The sequence below is a fragment of the Oerskovia sp. 140933 genome (assembly GCF_059651515.1).
In genome coordinates, this window is sequence record NZ_JAMXIO010000028.1 from 17,522 (window position 1) to 33,872 (window position 16,351).

The 16,351-nt window shown below is 73.3% G+C and carries 14 protein-coding genes; 12 read left to right on the forward strand and 2 right to left on the reverse strand.

The genetic code is table 11. The annotated features are described in order from the left end of the window. The first annotated feature begins 72 nt into the window (after nucleotides 1-72). Nucleotides 73-816 (forward strand): HAD family hydrolase, encoded by a 744-nt coding sequence (locus NHG27_RS14290; protein WP_497016730.1) that lies wholly within the window; start codon nucleotides 73-75, stop codon nucleotides 814-816. A gap of 173 nt (nucleotides 817-989) precedes the next feature. On the opposite strand, the gene NHG27_RS14295 is transcribed toward NHG27_RS14290, so the two are convergent. Beyond that, nucleotides 990-1,982, reverse strand: coding sequence for a RecB family exonuclease (locus NHG27_RS14295; RefSeq protein ID WP_497016731.1), 993 nt, complete (start codon nucleotides 1,980-1,982; stop codon nucleotides 990-992). Nucleotides 1,983-2,067: 85 nt separating this feature from the next. Here NHG27_RS14295 and NHG27_RS14300 point away from each other — a divergent pair, with 85 nt between their 5' ends. The 10 genes from NHG27_RS14300 to hisF all read left to right on the forward strand — a co-directional run bounded on the left by NHG27_RS14300 (nucleotide 2,068) and on the right by hisF (nucleotide 13,349). After that, nucleotides 2,068-3,234, forward strand: coding sequence for a site-2 protease family protein (locus tag NHG27_RS14300; protein ID WP_497016732.1), 1,167 nt, complete (start codon nucleotides 2,068-2,070; stop codon nucleotides 3,232-3,234). A gap of 199 nt (nucleotides 3,235-3,433) precedes the next feature. Then, nucleotides 3,434-4,468, forward strand: a complete 1,035-nt coding sequence (locus tag NHG27_RS14305; protein ID WP_227748843.1) for a tRNA (adenine-N1)-methyltransferase — start codon at nucleotides 3,434-3,436, stop codon at nucleotides 4,466-4,468. A gap of 157 nt (nucleotides 4,469-4,625) precedes the next feature. Continuing rightward, nucleotides 4,626-6,317, forward strand: coding sequence for a proteasome ATPase (gene arc / locus NHG27_RS14310; RefSeq protein WP_497016733.1), 1,692 nt, complete (start codon nucleotides 4,626-4,628; stop codon nucleotides 6,315-6,317). Between the two features lie 158 nt (nucleotides 6,318-6,475). After that, on the forward strand, nucleotides 6,476-8,116 hold the full coding sequence (gene dop / locus NHG27_RS14315) for a depupylase/deamidase Dop (RefSeq protein WP_497016755.1): 1,641 nt from the start codon (nucleotides 6,476-6,478) through the stop codon (nucleotides 8,114-8,116). Between the two features lie 137 nt (nucleotides 8,117-8,253). Next, a complete protein-coding gene (locus tag NHG27_RS14320) occupies nucleotides 8,254-8,448 on the forward strand; it encodes a ubiquitin-like protein Pup (protein ID WP_497016734.1) in 195 nt (64 codons plus the stop codon). A 20-nt stretch (nucleotides 8,449-8,468) separates the two neighbouring features. After that, on the forward strand, nucleotides 8,469-9,443 hold the full coding sequence (gene prcB / locus NHG27_RS14325; protein WP_497016735.1) for a proteasome subunit beta: 975 nt from the start codon (nucleotides 8,469-8,471) through the stop codon (nucleotides 9,441-9,443). Continuing rightward, nucleotides 9,440-10,168: a proteasome subunit alpha gene (gene prcA / locus NHG27_RS14330; protein WP_193721237.1), complete on the forward strand. Its 729-nt coding sequence runs from the start codon at nucleotides 9,440-9,442 to the stop codon at nucleotides 10,166-10,168. Before prcB ends, prcA begins: the two co-directional genes overlap by 4 nt. Continuing rightward, entirely contained in the window at nucleotides 10,158-11,519 is a 1,362-nt protein-coding gene (gene pafA, locus NHG27_RS14335) for a Pup--protein ligase (RefSeq protein ID WP_193721236.1), read from the forward strand. The genes prcA and pafA overlap by 11 nt, the downstream gene beginning before the upstream one ends. A gap of 129 nt (nucleotides 11,520-11,648) precedes the next feature. Continuing rightward, nucleotides 11,649-12,575 carry an FKBP-type peptidyl-prolyl cis-trans isomerase gene (locus tag NHG27_RS14340; protein ID WP_497016736.1) on the forward strand — a complete coding sequence of 309 codons (927 nt, stop codon included), beginning with the start codon at nucleotides 11,649-11,651 and terminating at the stop codon, nucleotides 12,573-12,575. Between the two features lie 3 nt (nucleotides 12,576-12,578). After that, nucleotides 12,579-13,349 carry an imidazole glycerol phosphate synthase subunit HisF gene (hisF, locus tag NHG27_RS14345; RefSeq protein ID WP_193721234.1) on the forward strand — a complete coding sequence of 257 codons (771 nt, stop codon included), beginning with the start codon at nucleotides 12,579-12,581 and terminating at the stop codon, nucleotides 13,347-13,349. A 47-nt stretch (nucleotides 13,350-13,396) separates the two neighbouring features. Here the strand turns inward: hisF and NHG27_RS14350 are convergent, their stop codons facing one another. Beyond that, entirely contained in the window at nucleotides 13,397-14,158 is a 762-nt protein-coding gene (locus tag NHG27_RS14350; RefSeq protein WP_497016737.1) for a TIGR03085 family metal-binding protein, read from the reverse strand. 274 nt (nucleotides 14,159-14,432) lie between these two features. Between NHG27_RS14350 and NHG27_RS14355 the strand changes: the two genes are divergently transcribed. Then, complete coding sequence (locus NHG27_RS14355) at nucleotides 14,433-16,322, forward strand: ABC transporter ATP-binding protein (RefSeq protein WP_497016756.1); 1,890 nt, start codon at nucleotides 14,433-14,435, stop codon at nucleotides 16,320-16,322. Nucleotides 16,323-16,351: the final 29 nt, after the last annotated feature.

Consider the following 16,351-nt stretch of genomic DNA (forward strand, 5'->3'; position numbering starts at 1 on the left):
GGTGGGCTCCGGGAGTCGCGCACAGGGGCGCGGGCTAGGGTGGCAGGACGGCCACGAACCGTTCCCCGAAGCATGGAGTACCCGTTGAACCCCCTGGAATCACCCGATCTCGCACGCCCCGACGCCGCCTCTCGCGAGGCGCTCGACCTGCCGCAGGCCGTCCTGTGGGACATGGACGGCACGCTCGTCGACACCGAGCCCTACTGGATCGCCGCCGAGCACGAGCTCGTCGAGGCGCACGGCGGGACCTGGTCGCACGAGCAGGCGATGCAGATGGTCGGAAACCCGCTGACCGAGTCGGCCAAGATCCTCCAGGCCGAGGGCGTCGACCTTCCCACCGACCAGATCGTGGACTTCCTCCTCACCCGCGTGAAGGAGCAGGTCCGGGCCGAGGTCCCGTGGCAGCCCGGCGCACGTGAGCTGCTCACCGAGCTGCGCGAGCGCGGCGTGCCGTGCGCGCTCGTCACGATGTCCTACCGCTCGCTCGCCGAGCAGGTGGTCGAGAACGCCCCGCCCGGGGTGTTCGAGACGCTCGTGTGCGGCGACGAGGTCACGCACGGCAAGCCCCACCCCGAGCCGTACCTCGTGGCGGCCCAACGCCTGGGCGTGGACGTGACGCGGTGCGTCGCGGTCGAGGACTCGCCCACGGGCATCGCGTCAGCCCGGGCTGCGGGCGCCACGACGGTCGGCGTCGAGGCGGTCGTGCCCGTGCCGGTCCTGCCGGGCCTGAGCCGCACGCCCTCGCTCGCGCTGCTCGACGTCGACGCCCTGGCCCGCATCCTCGCGGGCGACGTGGTCGACCTCATCGGGGGCTGACACCGGCACAGGAACCCGCAGGCGCCGGGCGCGCCGGCAGGAGAGGGGTGCTGTTGCTGCGGCGCGCCACCGATCGTTGGCGCTCCGCAGCAACAGCAGCCACCCCCCGAGGGGGGCCGACCGACGTCCGGGCGGGTCGCAGGGCGGCGCCGCAGGGTGGCCGCGACCAGCGCTCAGGACGCCACGGCCTCCGGTGAGATCCCGAGCGTCAGCTCGACCGCGCCGTCGGGGATCTCCGGCGGCGTCCCGCCGAACTGCGGGCAGATCGCCTGGTGCGCGCACCACCCGCACAGCGGGGTCCTGCGCGGCGTCCACTGCCCGGTGCGCGCCGCGGACGTGATGGCCGACCACAGGTCGCGCACCTGCTCCTCGACCGCGACGAGGTCCGCCTCCTGGGGCTCGGCCCGCAGCACCTGGCCGTCGCCCAGGTAGACGAGCTGGAGCATCTTGGGGATCTCGCCCCGCTCGCGCCACAGCACCAGGCCGTAGAAGCGCATCTGGAACAGGGCCGACCCCTGGTACTGCGGGCGGGGCGACTTGCCCGTCTTGTAGTCCACGACCCGCATCGCGCCGTTCGGGGCGACGTCGAGACGGTCCACGATGCCGCGCAGCAGCGGTCCGTCCTCCAGCTGGGTCTCGACGAACATCTCGCGCTCGGCCGGCTCCAACCTGTTGGGGTCCTCGAGCGTGAAGTAGGTGCCCAGGAGGTCACCGGCCCCGTCGAGCCAGGCCTGCACCCCGCCCGTGCCCGGGCCCTCGGCGCCCGGAGCGTCCCCCGCGAACAGCTCCGCGTACCTCGGCTCGGCCTCCTGCAGCCGCTCCCACTCGCCCGGCAGCATGGCCTGCGCGGCGTCGAGCGTGCGCTCTCCCAGCGGTGCGTCGTACAGGCGCTCGAGGACCGAGTGGACCAGGGTCCCGCGCGCCGCTGCGGAGCTGGGAGGCTCGGGCAGCCGGTCGACCACCCGAAAGCGGAACAGCAGCGGGCACTGCATGAAGTCGTTCGCGCGCGAGGGCGAGAGCGCCGGACGGCGGCGCTCTCGCGGGGCGCGCCCCAGGAGCTCGGCCGTCTCGACCGACTCGAGCGGCTCCGCCGCGGCCGCCGGGCCGCCCGGCACCACGGGCCCGTCTGGAGGGTTGCCGGCGAGGTCGGGGGCGAGAGACGTCATGCGTCGAGCCTACGTGTCGACGCCCACACGTCCGCCACGCTCCACAGCCCAGGTTCGGCACAGGTGCCCGACATAGGGTGTCGACGTGGAGACCACCCCGGCAGCCGCCCGTCGCGCCCCCCGAGACCCGCAGCTCACGAAGGGCTGGATCATCGGGAGGGTGTCGGGCGCCCCCGTCATCCTGACCCCGTCCTGGTTCCTCGCGGCCGCGGTCCTGACCATCCTGTTCGTGCCCACGGTCAACAGCTTCGCGCCCGGCCTGGGCGTGGGCACCTACCTGGTGTCCTTCGTGTTCGTGCTGCTGCTGTTCGTCTCGGTCTTCCTGCACGAGGTCGCGCACGCCGTGGTCGCCAAGTCCCGCGGGCACCAGGTCACGGAGCTCGCCGTGACCCTCTGGGGCGGGCACACCGCGTACTCGGGCACCTCGCGCCGCCCGCTCGACGGCATCCTCGTCTCGGTCGTGGGCCCGCTCACGAACCTGGCGCTCGCGGCAGTGTGCTGGCTCGCGTTCCAGGCGCAGCCGACCATGACGATCCCGGCCCTGCTGCTGTACGCGGCCGCGTTCTCGAACGCGTTCGTGGGCGTCTTCAACCTGCTGCCCGGCCTGCCGCTCGACGGCGGCCAGATCCTCGAGTCCGCGGTCTGGGCCGCGACCGGGTCCCGGACCACGGGCACCATCGTCGCCGGCTGGGTCGGGCGCCTCGTGGCCGTCGGGGTCGTGGCCTGGGCACTCGGGTGGCCGCTGCTCAGCGGCTACGACGTGTCGATGTTCACGGTCGTGTGGGCCGCGCTGATCGGTGCGTTCCTGTGGTCCGGGGCCGGTGCGGCCATCCGGAACGGGCGCACGCGCGAGGCGGTCGCGGGGCTGTCGGTCGCGGCGCTCGCGTACCCGGCCGTGGCGGTGCCCGTGGCGAGCACGGTGTCCGACGCCGTCGCCGCCGCCCAGCGTGCGGGCGCGGCGCACGTCGTGCTCGTCGAGGCCGACGGCCACCCCGTGGCCTATGCCGACCCCGCAGCCGTCTCGGCCGTCCCCGCCGCCCAGGCGCCGCTGACCCCGGTCGGTGCCGTCGCCGTCGGGCTGCCTCCCACCGCGTGGGTCGACGTCCACCTGCGCGGCCAGGCCATGCTCGACGCCGTGGCCGCGGTCACGCGCGACGCCCAGGTGCTCGTCGTGACCGACGGCGGGCGCGTCGTCGGGCTCCTCGACGTCTCGCACGTCGTGGCGGCGCTCAAGGGCGCCCGCGCGCGCTGACGGACCGGACGAGGGCTCGCCCGGCCTGTCCGGGCGGGGCGAGCGCCCGGCCCGACTAGGATGGTCGCCCGTGACCCACGACCCCGCGCACGACGCCCCCGCATCGCCCGTCCCGGCCGACGACCACCCGGCCGAGCCCGCGGCCGAGCCCACGACGCCGGCCCCCGAGGCGACCGGCGCTGCTGCGCGCCGCGGCCCGCTGCGCCTGGGGGACAAGGTCCAGCTGACCGACCCTCGTGGCCGGCTCCACACCATCACGCTCGCGACGGGCGCCACGTTCCACACGCACCGCGGCTACCTCAACCACGAGGACCTCGTAGGGCTGCCCGAGGGGTCGGTCGTGCGCAACACCGCAGGCATCGAGTACCTCGCGCTGCGTCCGCTGCTCGCCGACTACGTGCTGTCGATGCCGCGCGGCGCGGCCGTCGTCTACCCCAAGGACGCCGGCCAGATCGTCGCGATGGCCGACATCTACCCGGGCGCGCGCGTCGTCGAGGCGGGCGTGGGCTCGGGCGCGCTGACCATGTCGCTCCTGCGCGCCGTCGGCGACCAGGGCTCGGTGCACTCGATCGAGCGTCGTGAGGACTTCGCCGCGATCGCCCGCGGCAACGTCGAGCTGTTCTTCGGCGGGGAGCACCCCGCGTGGGAGCTGTCGGTCGGCGACCTGTCCGACGTCCTGCCGCAGGTCGCGGAGAAGGGGTCGATCGACCGGGTCGTGCTCGACATGCTCGCGCCGTGGGAGAACCTCGACGCGGTGGCCGACGCGCTCGCGCCCGGCGGCGTCCTCATCTGCTACGTCGCGACCGCGACCCAGCTCTCGCGCCTCGCGGAGGACCTGCGGGCCGACGGCCGCTACGCCGAGCCCTCGGCATGGGAGTCCCTCGTCCGCGGCTGGCACCTCGAGGGCCTCGCGGTCCGGCCGCAGCACCGCATGGTCGGGCACACGGGCTTCCTCCTCACGGCGCGTCGCCTCGCGGACGGCACGGCCGCCCCGCTGCGCAAGCGCCGGCCGGCCAAGGGCTCGTACCCCGTGGCCGAGGAGTGGACCCCCGAGGACCTGGGGGAGCGCTCGGTGTCCGACAAGCGCGTGCGCCGCGTGCGCCGCGACGTCGGTCAGGGACCCCAGCTCGACCCGCGAACGGGGCAGCCGCTCGAGCCCGTCGCCCCCGAAGACGCCGACGCGACGGCGCCGGACACCCAGGACGAATCGGGCACCGCCGCCGACAACGATTGAGGAACGGTCGTCTCATCCCGGGTGCTCCTGCAGCGCTCGCGAGAGACTTGTGCGTAAGGTCGTGCCTCGATCACCGGGGCGCCGGGGATCGGTGACGCGCCGGTGACGGGGTCGACAGCACGACCTCCTGACGGTGCCTGCGAGAGGGAGAAGCCGGATGACCGACACACCTGGACTGACACCTGGACAGAGCCCCAGCCGTGACGCGGAGCGCCAGCAGGCGATCCTGTCCGCCAAGAACGAGCGGCTCGCGGAGGCCCTGCGGGCCGCACGAGACCAGATCGTCGACCTCAAGCGGCAGATCGACGAGCTCGCCAAGCCGCCGGGCACCTACGCGCTCTTCCTCGGCGCACACCCCGACGGCACCGTCGACGTGTCCGCCGCGGGCCGCAAGATGCACGTCGGGGCGAGCCCGGGCCTCGACCTGTCGAGGCTGCAGCCGGGCCAGGAGGTCAAGCTCAACGAGGCCATGACCGTCGTGTCCGCGGGCGGCTACGAGCAGGTCGGCGAGCTCGTGACGGTCAAGGAGCTCCTGGGCTCGGACCGGGCGCTCGTCGTCGGGCGGTCGGACGAGGAGCGGGTCGTGCGGCTCGCGGGCTCGCTCGCCGACTCGCCCCTGCGCGTCGGGGACTCCCTGACGATCGACACCCGCAGCGGGTTCGTGTTCGAGATCGTGCCCAAGTCCGAGGTCGAGGAGCTCGTCCTCGAGGAGGTCCCGGACATCGACTACTCGGACATCGGTGGCCTGGGCCCGCAGATCGAGCAGATCCGCGACGCGGTCGAGCTCCCGTTCAGCCACCCGGACCTGTTCCGCGAGCACGGGCTGCGCCCGCCCAAGGGCGTGCTGCTCTACGGCCCGCCCGGGTGCGGCAAGACGCTCATCGCCAAGGCCGTCGCGAACTCGCTCGCGCACACCGTCGCCAAGGCACGGGCCGCGGCGGGCGAGCTCGCCGGGGAGACGGTCGTCTCCGACCCGCAGGGCGCCAAGAGCTACTTCCTCAACGTCAAGGGTCCCGAGCTCCTCAACAAGTACGTGGGGGAGACCGAGCGTCACATCCGGCTCATCTTCGCGCGTGCCCGGGAGAAGGCCTCGCAGGGCACTCCCGTCGTGGTGTTCTTCGACGAGATGGAGTCCCTGTTCCGCACACGCGGCACCGGGCTGTCCTCGGACGTGGAGACCACGATCGTGCCCCAGCTCCTGAGCGAGATCGACGGCGTCGAGCGCCTCGACAACGTGATCGTCATCGGGGCGTCCAACCGCGAGGACATGATCGACCCCGCGATCCTGCGGCCCGGGCGGCTCGACGTGAAGATCAAGATCGAGCGCCCCGACGCCGAGGGCGCCAAGGAGATCTTCGCGAAGTACCTGACCACGGACCTGCCGATCCACCCCGACGACCTGGCCGAGCACGGCGGCAGCCCGCAGGAGGCCCTCGACGCGATGATCACGAGCGTGGTCGAGCGCATGTACTCCGAGGAGGACGAGAACCAGTTCCTCGAGGTCACGTACGCGAGCGGCGACAAGGAGGTCCTGTACTTCAAGGACTTCAACTCGGGTGCCATGATCCAGAACGTCGTGGACCGGGCCAAGAAGTCCGCGATCAAGGACCTCCTGGCGACCGGGCAGCGCGGCATCCGGGTCGAGCACCTGCTCTCGGCGTGCGTCGACGAGTTCAAGGAGAACGAGGACCTGCCGAACACGACCAACCCCGACGACTGGGCCCGCATCTCCGGCAAGAAGGGCGAGCGCATCGTCTTCATCCGCACGATCGTCCAGAAGAAGGGCGACGGGGCGGGCGGGGTCGCCCGCACGGTCGACACGGTCACGAACACGGGCCAGTACCTGTAGCCGGCACCCGGGCACCGGGCACCGGGCACCACGGGCAACCGTGCGGCGGTGCGCCCCGCGCCAGGACCGGCCCCAGGGGGAGGCCTCCGCTGCGTGGACACGTCGACCCCTGACGGGCGCCCCGGCATAGGGTGGTCCTCGTGACCGTGCGACGCGTGATGGGGATCGAGACCGAGTACGGCGTGCTGCAGCCCGGGCGACCCCTCGCGAACCCGATGCTCATGTCGAGCCAGGTCGTCACGACGTACCGGGCGCTCGCCGCCCGCGCCGACGGTGCCCGCGGCAAGGCCCGGTGGGACTACGACGACGAGGACCCGTTGCAGGACGCCCGGGGGTTCCACCTCCAGCGCGCGGCGGCCCACCCCTCGCTGCTGACGGACGACCCGACCCGGCCGGCGCCGTCGGGCCCCGTGCCCCGGAACCCGGCGAGCGCGGCGTCGTTCCAGGAGGTCGCCCGCCCCACGCACGAGGAGTACGACGACCCGAGCGCGGCGAACGTCATCCTGACCAACGGGGCACGCCTGTACGTCGACCACGCCCACCCCGAGTACTCCTCGCCCGAGGTCACGAACCCGGCCGACGCGGTGTGCTGGGACGTCGCGGGCGAACGCATCATGCTCGCGGCCTCGCGCGAGCTGAGCGCGGTGCCGGGCTCGGAGGTCGTGCTCTACAAGAACAACGTCGACGGCAAGGGCGCGTCCTACGGCACGCACGAGAACTACCTCGTCGAGCGGGAGGTGCCGTTCGGGACGATCGTCGAGCTCCTGACGCCGTTCCTGGTCACGCGCCAGGTCTTCACGGGCTCGGGACGCGTGGGGCTGGGGGCCACGGGCCAGGAGCCCGGGTTCCAGCTCTCGCAGCGCGCGGACTACATGGAGGCCGAGGTCGGCCTCGAGACGACCCTGCGCCGGCCCATCGTCAACACGCGCGACGAGCCCCACGCCGACCGCCAGCGCTGGCGCCGCCTGCACCTGATCATCGGGGACGCGAACCTGTTCGAGGTCGCGACGTACCTCAAGCTCGGGACCACGTCGCTCGTGCTGTTCGTGATCGAGCAGCTCGACGCGCTCGCGTCGGTCGAAGGGCCGACAGGTGCCTCGCTGCGCGCGGAGCTCGCCGGGCTGCGCCTGCACGACCCGGTCGCGGACGTGCAGCGCGTCAGCCGGGACCTCGAGCTCACGGCCCCGCTCCTGCTCGCCGACGGCCGCCGGCTCACGGCCCTGGAGATCCAGCGCGTCTACGCCGACGTGGCGCGCCGCGCGGCCGAGCACCTGGGCACGCTCGACGACGAGACCCGCTCGGTCCTGGACCGCTGGGACTCCGTCCTCGACCGGCTCGGGACGGACCCCGGCTCGTGCGCCAAGGAGGTCGAGTGGGTCGCGAAGCTGCGCCTCCTGGACCGTCTGCGCCGACGCGACCACCTCGACTGGGACCACCCGCGCCTGGCCGCGATGGACCTCCAGTGGTCGGACGTACGCCCTGAGCGCAGCATCTACCACCGGCTGCTCGCCGCGGGGGCCGCCGAGCGCGTCGTCGACGAGCGGGCGGTCGCGCAGGCCGTGCACCACGCCCCCGAGGACACGCGCGCGTACTTCCGGGGCGAGGTCATGGCCCGGTTCGGCGACCAGGTCTCGGCCGCGAGCTGGGACTCGGTGATCTTCGACGTCGCGGGCGCCCCGTCGCTCCAGCGCGTGCCCATGCTCGACCCGCTGCGCGGTACGCGGGCGCACATCGGCGCGCTGCTCGACGCGAGCGAGGACGCCGGTGCGCTGCTCGCGGGCCTCTCGGGCGCCCGATGACGGGCCCGGGGCGGCCCGTGCGGCTCGTCGCACCTCGCGAACCGCACGCAAGAGCCTAGGCTTCAAGAAGACGCGGGCCTCGCGCACGGGACCCGTCACGGACCAGCAGGACAGCACGAGACACCCAGGAGGCGAAGATGGCCCAGGAACGCACCAGCGCATCGCACGAGGACCGGCGTCCCGACGACGACGCGGGCACCCCCGCGCCCGTCGCACCGCAGGCGCAGAGCCGGGACGCCGAGGTCGACTCGCTCCTGGAGGAGATCGACGAGGTGCTCGAGTCCAACGCCGAGTCGTTCGTCCGAGGTTTCGTCCAGAAGGGCGGCGAGTAGCCGGGACCGGCCAGGAGCTGATGACCATGGACTTCTCAGGGCGTCTGCCGCACGCCTTCACCACGCCGGGCTCGTCCTCGTTCGTGGAGTTCCTCGCGAGCCATGCCCCTGACCTCCTGCCGTCGGCGCGAGGCGCGGCCGCGGGCTCCTCGGCCGGTCACGGTGCGGGCGGTGCGCAGCTCGCGCCGCACGCGACGACGATCGTCGCGCTGACCTTCGGGACCCCGGGCGGCCCGGGCGACGTCGGCGTGGTCATGGCGGGAGACCGCCGGGCGACCATGGGGTCGATGATCGCCAACCGGGAGATCGAGAAGGTCTTCCCGGCCGACGAGTTCTCCGCGGTGGGCATCGCCGGTACCGCGGGCATCGCCGTCGAGCTGGTCCGGCTCTTCCAGCTCGAGCTCGAGCACTACGAGAAGATCGAGGGTGCCCTGCTGTCGCTCGACGGCAAGGCGAACCGGCTCTCGACCATGATCCGGCAGAACCTCGGGCTGGCGATGCAGGGGCTGGCCGTGGTGCCGCTGTTCGCGGGCTACGACCTCGACAGCGGGGTCGGTCGGATCTTCTCCTACGACGTCACGGGGGGCCGCTACGAGGAGCGCGACCACCACAGCGTCGGCTCGGGCTCGGTGTTCGCGCGTGGTTCCCTCAAGAAGCGCTGGCACCCGGGGCTCGACGCCCAGGGGGCCGTGCACGTCGCGGTCGAGGCGCTGTACGACGCGGCCGACGACGACTCGGCGACGGGCGGACCGGACTCGGTCCGCCAGATCTGGCCGGTCGTGGCGACGGTCACGGCCGACGGGTACCACCGGGTGCCCGACGACGACCTCGCGACGGTCGCGGCGCAGATCGTCGCCGCTCGGACCGAGCAGGCCGACGACAACCGAGCGGCGCGCGGGAGGCCCGGGCGTCCGGGCGACCGGGCCGTGCCCGCGGACCAGACTCGCGCCATGGGCCGGACCCGCCCCACGGAGCACGGAGGTGACGCGCAGTGAACATGCCGTTCTACGTCTCGCCCGAGCAGCTCATGAAGGACCGGGCGGACTTCGCGCGCAAGGGGATCGGCCGGGGCAGGTCGGTCGTCGTGATCGCCTACGACCAGGGCATCGCGTTCGCGACGCACAACCCGTCGAGGTCGCTCCACAAGATCTCCGAGATCTACGACCGCATCGCGTTCGCCGCGGTCGGCAAGTACAACGAGTTCGAGAACCTGCGCGTCGCAGGCGTCCGGTACGCGGACCTGCGGGGCTACTCGTACGACCGTGCGGACGTCAACGCGCGCGGTCTCGCGAACGCCTACGCCCAGACCCTCGGCACGGTCTTCACGACCGAGTCCAAGCCGCTCGAGGTGGAGCTCGTCGTGGCCGAGGTGGGGCCCAGCCCCGCACAGGACCAGATCTACCGCCTGTCCTACGACGGGTCGGTGGCCGACGAGACGGGCTTCGTCGTCATGGGAGGTCAGGCCGAGCAGCTCGGTCGCGACCTGGGCGAGGTCTGGCACCCGGGCCTGACGCTGCCGGAGGCGCTGCGTCTGGCGGTCGCGACGCTCGGCGGCGCGGACGCCCACGACGGAGACGCGGCCCAGGGGATCCCGGCCAACCAGCTCGAGGTCGCGGTGCTCGACCGCACCCGTCCCCGCCGCGCGTTCCGCCGCCTGACCGGCGCCGTGCTGGCCGGGCTGCTCGAGGAGATGCCCGAGGAGGCTCCGGATGGACCGTAGGATCTTCGGTCTCGAGACCGAGTACGGCGTGACGTGCGCGTCGGACGACGGGCGGGGACTGTCCGCGGACGAGGTCGCCCGCTACCTCTTCCGCAAGGTCGTGGCCTGGGGGCGCTCGTCGAACGTCTTCCTGCGCAACGGCTCGCGCCTGTACCTCGACGTCGGGTCGCACCCCGAGTACGCGACGGCGGAGTGCGACGACGTCCGCCAGCTCGTGGCGTACGACCGCGGCGGCGAGCGCATCCTGGAGGGCCTCGTGGCCGACGCCCAGGAGCGGCTCGAGCACGAGGGCCTGCCGGGGCGCATCCACCTGTTCAAGAACAACACCGACTCCGCGGGCAACTCCTACGGGTGCCACGAGAACTACCTCGTGCGTCGCCAGGGGGACTTCGCGCGTCTCTCCGACGTGCTGGTGCCGTTCCTCATCACGCGTCAGGTGCTCACGGGGGCCGGGAAGATCCTCGCGACGCCCCGGGGCGCGATCTACGCCCTGTCCCAGCGTGCGGACCACATCTGGGAGGCGGTCTCGAGCGCGACGACCCGCTCGCGCCCCATCATCAACACGCGTGACGAGCCGCACGCCGACGCAGAGCACTACCGGCGCCTGCACGTGATCGTGGGCGACTCGTCGATGGCGGAGACCACGACGATGCTCAAGGTCGGGGCGACCGACCTCATCCTGCGCATGATCGAGGCCGGCGTCCCCCTGCGGGACATGGCCCTCGAGAACCCCATCCGGGCCATCCGCGAGATCAGTCACGACATGACGGGCAAGCACCCGGTGCAGATGGCGAACGGGCGCACCGTGACGGCCGTGGACCTGCAGGGCGAGTACCTCCAGCGGGTCAAGGAGTTCGTCGACGCGAACGAGACCCCCACGCCGGTCGTCAAGCAGGTCCTGGACCTGTGGGAGCGGGGGCTGCGGGCGCTCGAGACCGACGACCTGTCGCTCGTGGACCGCGAGCTCGACTGGGTCATCAAGCTCAAGATCCTGCGGCGGTACCAGGAGAAGCACGGGCTCGAGCTCGACGACCCGCGCATCGCGCGCCTGGACCTGGCGTACCACGACATCTCGCGGACGGACGGCCTGTACAACATGCTCGCGGCGCGCGGCATGGTCGAGCGCATCACGACCGACCTCGAGGTCTTCGAGTCGACGGCGATCCCGCCCCAGACCACCCGGGCCAAGCTGCGGGGGGACTTCGTCCGCAAGGCGCAGGAGGCCAGGCGGGACTACACGGTCGACTGGGTGCATCTCAAGCTCAACGACCAGGCCCAGCGCACGGTGCTGTGCAAGGACCCGTTCCAGAACGTCGACGAGAGGGTCGAGCGGCTCATCGAGTCGATGTGACGGCACGTGCCGGACCCGCCGACGGGCGCGGCCCCGCACCGCGCTCACCGGACGGACGCGCGCCGGGACGGGGGTGCCACCCCGGTTCGGGTGGGGCCACCCCGTCCCCCGCTCGTTCCGAGGAGCTTCGTGCGTCGCCAGCACCACCGGCCGTCCGTCGTCGTCGTCCTGGCGCTCGCGCTGGCCACCACGGCCTGCTCCGAGCTGCCCGAGCGCGAGGAGCCGGACGCCAACACCGAGGTCACCGTCACGGGCCTGATCGGGGAGCCTCCCGTGGTCGAGTTCGAGCAGCCGCTGAGCGTCCCCAAGGAGCGCGGCGAGGTGGTGGTCCCGGGGACCGGGGCGCAGGTCGTCGAGGGTCAGGACGTCCTGGTGAACATGTACGCGATCGACGGGCGCGACGGGACGGTGCTCCAGAACACCTACACCGACGCCCCGCAGACGCTCGAGCTCACCGACGAGGGGGCGGGGTCGCAGATCGTCGACCTCCTGGTCGGCCAGCGTGTCGGCGCGCGGTTGGTGTACCTGGAGGAGGCGAACGACGTGCCCCTGGTCCTGGTCGTCGACCTGCTCCCGACCAGGGCGTCGGGAGAGGTGATCCCTCCCGTCGCGGGGCTGCCCGTCGTGACGCTCGACGAGGAGGGGGCGCCCACGATCACGATCCCGGCCGACTCGGCCCCTCCCGGCGACCTGGTCGTGCAGCCGCTCGTGCGGGGTGGCGGCGTCCAGGTCGAGGCCGGGCAGGTCATCACGGTCCGCTTCACCGGGGTCTCGTGGTCGTCGGGCGAGGTCTTCGACTCGAACTGGACGGGGGGCACCCAGCCCGCGTCGACCATGATCGGGATCGGGCAGATCATCGAGGGCTGGGAGCAGGGTCTCCTGGAGCAGAGCGTCGGCAGCCAGGTGCTGCTGGTCGTCCCGCCCGCCCTCGCGTACGCGGGCACGGGCCGTTCCTACGCCGACGAGACGCTCGTGTACGTGGTGGACATCCTGGACGCACACTTCCCGGTGGTCGACGAGACGCCGGGCCAAGAAGGTCAGACGGAAGGTCAGTAGCTCATGTCGGTCACGGTCCGTGTCATCCCTTGCCTCGACGTCGACGCGGGGCGCGTCGTCAAGGGGGTCAACTTCGAGAACCTGCGCGACGCGGGCGACCCCGTCGAGCTCGCGGCGCGCTACGACGCAGAGGGGGCGGACGAGATCACGTTCCTCGACGTCTCGGCCTCGTCGGGGAACCGGGAGACCACGTACGACGTGGTGCGTCGGACCGCGGAGCAGGTCTTCGTGCCGCTCACGGTCGGTGGGGGCGTGCGCACGACCGACGACGTCGACAAGCTGCTGCGGGCGGGCGCGGACAAGGTCGGGGTGAACACCGCGGCGATCGCGCGCCCCGAGCTCATCGCGGAGATCGCCGACCGCTTCGGCAGCCAGGTCCTGGTGCTCTCGGTCGACGCGCGGCGCGTGAGCGGCGAGACGCGGACGCCGTCGGGCTTCGAGGTCACCACGCACGGCGGGCGCCGGGGGACCGGGATCGACGCGGTCGAGTGGGCCGTGCGCGCGGCCGAGCTGGGCGCGGGCGAGATCCTGCTGAACTCGATGGACGCCGACGGCACCACGGCCGGGTTCGACCTGGACATGTTCGGCGCGGTGCGCTCGCAGGTGCAGGTCCCGCTCATCGCGAGCGGGGGAGCGGGCACGTCGGAGCACTTCGTCGAGGCGGCGCGCGCCGGCGCGGACGCGGTCCTGGCCGCGAGCGTGTTCCACTTCCGGACGCTGACGATCGGCGACGTCAAGGAGCACATGCGCGAGGCGGGTCTGCCGGTCCGCTGACGGGCGGTGCCGCCGTCGGGCAGCCCTGCCCGACGGCGGCACGCCACTCAGCGAGGTCCGGGCACCACCGCGTCGAGCGCGTCGCGGTCGGCGGCAGCCCCCTGGAGCGTCACCCCGGCGTGCCGGCCGCGCCCGAACGCGTGGAGGACGAGCTCGGGGACCGGGCCCGTCACGACGACCGTCCCACCGAGGCGCCCGTCCGGCGTCGGGCGGCTCGGCGGTGCCTTGACCGCGGCACGCCGTCCGCCGGGCACGACCAGGACGACGCCCACCGGGGCCTTGCGGTAGAAGGCGCGCGCCGCGAGGCGCAGCTGGTTCCAGAGCGCGTCCTGCAGCGCGGGCGGCAGGTCGCGGGCACGCACGTCGGCCCCGGCGTCCCCTGCGCCCGCCGTGCCCGCTCCGACCCCGGCGGACCCGTCCCCCCGGGAGGCTCCCGGGCCCGCGACCCAGGCGCCGCGCCGCACGTCCTCGGTGTGCACGAAGTACTCGGTGAGGTTGACCACGTCCCCGGCCCACGACCACGGGCTCCAGGCCGCGGGCTGCTCCTCGACCCGGGCCAGGAGCGCGGCGTAGCCGCCGGGTTCGAGCGCGGTCGCGGCCAGGTCCTGCAGCGCGCCCTCGGACCAGTCGTGCAGGGGGCCGCCGTTGGCGCCCGCCTGCGTCCAGGGACGGTGCTCGCGCAGGATCATGTGCGCCGCGAGGTGGCGTGTGCGCCACCCCTCGCAGAGGGTCGGGGCGTCGGGGCCGGCCTGCGTGAGGGCGTGGACGAGCGCGGCTCGCTCGTGGGGGTGCCAGGTGGTGGGCTGCATCCGGCCATGCTCGCACGGGTGGGCGGTGTCCCGTGTGAGAAGATCGTGCCCACCCCACGAAAGACGAGGATCGTCCGTGTCCGCGCGCCGGAGCACCCCCACGAACACCCCGCCCCGGACCCAGGACGCGCCCGTCGGCGACGTGCCGGGTCCTCAGGCCGCTGCCCACCCGCACCCCCGCCCGGCGTCCACGACGCCACGACCCACCGCGCCCGCGGCGCTCCGCGAGCGGCACGCGCTGACCGGTTCGCGCACGCGCCGCTCGCTCCAGCTCATGGGGCGCGGCATGCGTGCGGAGTGGCGCATCTACGTCCTGGCGATCGGGGCGTCGGCGCTGTTCGGCGCGACGACCGTGGGCATCAGCCTCGCGGTCGGCCGCGTCACGGACGAGGTCGTGGTCCCGGCGCTCGCGGGCGACGCGGACGCGCGGGCGGACCTCTGGGTCGCGGGGCTCGTGCTCGTCGGCATCGCCGTGACGCTCGCGCTGACGGTCGCCGCGCGCCGGATCTTCGCGGGCTACGGGTACGCGAACATCCAGGCATGCCACCGCACCGCGGTCACGCACCAGTACCTGCGCCTGCCCATGTCCTGGCACCGCGCCCACCCGGCCGGCCAGCTCCTGTCGAACGCGAGCTCGGACGTGGAGGCCGCGACCGGGGTGTTCAACCCGCTGCCCTTCGCCCTGGGCGTGGTCGTCATGATCGGCGTGTCCGCGGTCATGCTGTTCCGCATCGACGTGTGGCTCGCGTGCGCCGCGCTCGTCGTGATCCCGCTCGCGGTCGCGGTCAACGTCGTCTTCCAGCGGTACATGTCGCCCGCGATCACGCGCGCGCAGCAGCTGCGCGCCGAGGTCGCGGACGTCGCGCACGAGAGCTTCGAGGCCGCGCTGCTGGTCAAGTCGCTCGGTACCGAGGCGCGGGAGGAGAGCCGGTTCGCGGCCCGGACCGACGAGCTGCGCGCGGCCAACGTCCGGGTGGGCGTGGTCCGGGCGTTCTTCGACCCGGTCATCGAGCTGCTGCCCTCGCTCGGCACGCTCCTGGTCCTCGGCGTGGGGGCCGCCCGGGTGTCGGCGGGCGCGGTCGACACCGGTGAGGTCGTGACGGCCGCGTACCTCCTGACGATCATGGCGGTCCCCGTGCGTGCGTTCGGCTGGGTCCTGGGCGAGCTGCCGCGTGCCCTGGTCGGGTACGAGCGCATCGCGAGCGTGCTCGACGCCCCGGGCATCCCGGCGGCGGGCGACCGCCCCCTGCCCGCCGCGACGGGCGGCGCCGCGGTGCGGTTCGAGGGCGTGGGCGTGGACGTCCGTGCGGGCGGGCGCGACGTGACCCTGCTCGACGACGTCGAGCTCGACCTGGCGCCGGGGCGCACGGTCGCGGTCGTCGGGCCGACGGGGGCGGGCAAGACCACTCTCGTCTCGCTCCTGGCGCGGCTGTCCGACCCGACGCGCGGCCGGGTGCTGATCGACGGCGTGGACGTGCGCGAGGTGCTCGCGTCCGACCTCACGGGCCAGGTCGCGCTCGTCGCGCAGTCGACGTTCATCTTCGAGGACACGGTCCGCTCCAACGTGACGCTGGCCGACGCGGGCGTCGGCCCCACGGACGAGCAGGTGTGGGACGCGCTGCGCCTGGCAAAGGTCGACGACGTCGTCTCCCGCCTGCCGGGAGGGCTCGACTCGCCCCTGGGCGAGCGCGGCTCGAACCTGTCCGGCGGGCAGCGCCAGCGGCTCGCGATCGCCCGCGCCCTCGTGCGCTCCCCGCGGCTGCTCGTCCTCGACGACGCGACCTCCGCCGTCGACCCGCGCGTGGAGCAGCAGATCCTGGCGGGCCTGCGCGGCGAGGGCCCCACGGCCCCGAGCGCACGCCCGACGGCGGACCACCCCACGGTCGTCATGGTCGCCTACCGCATGTCGAGCGTCGCGCTCGCGGACCAGGTGGTCCACGTCGAGTCGGGGCGCGTGGTCGACGTCGGGACCCATGCCGAGCTCCTCGAGCGCGACCCCGGCTACCGGGACCTCGCCACGGCCTACCAGCGCGAGGCCGAGCGGCGCGCGCAGGCCGCGGAGCTCGACGGCGGTGAGGTCGAGCGCGAGGACGTCGAACGGTACGAGCAGGAAGAGGCCGACGAGATCGTGCGCGAGACCGAGGAAGGGACGGTGACCGAGTGAGCACCACGAGCGCCACCCCCGTGACGGGG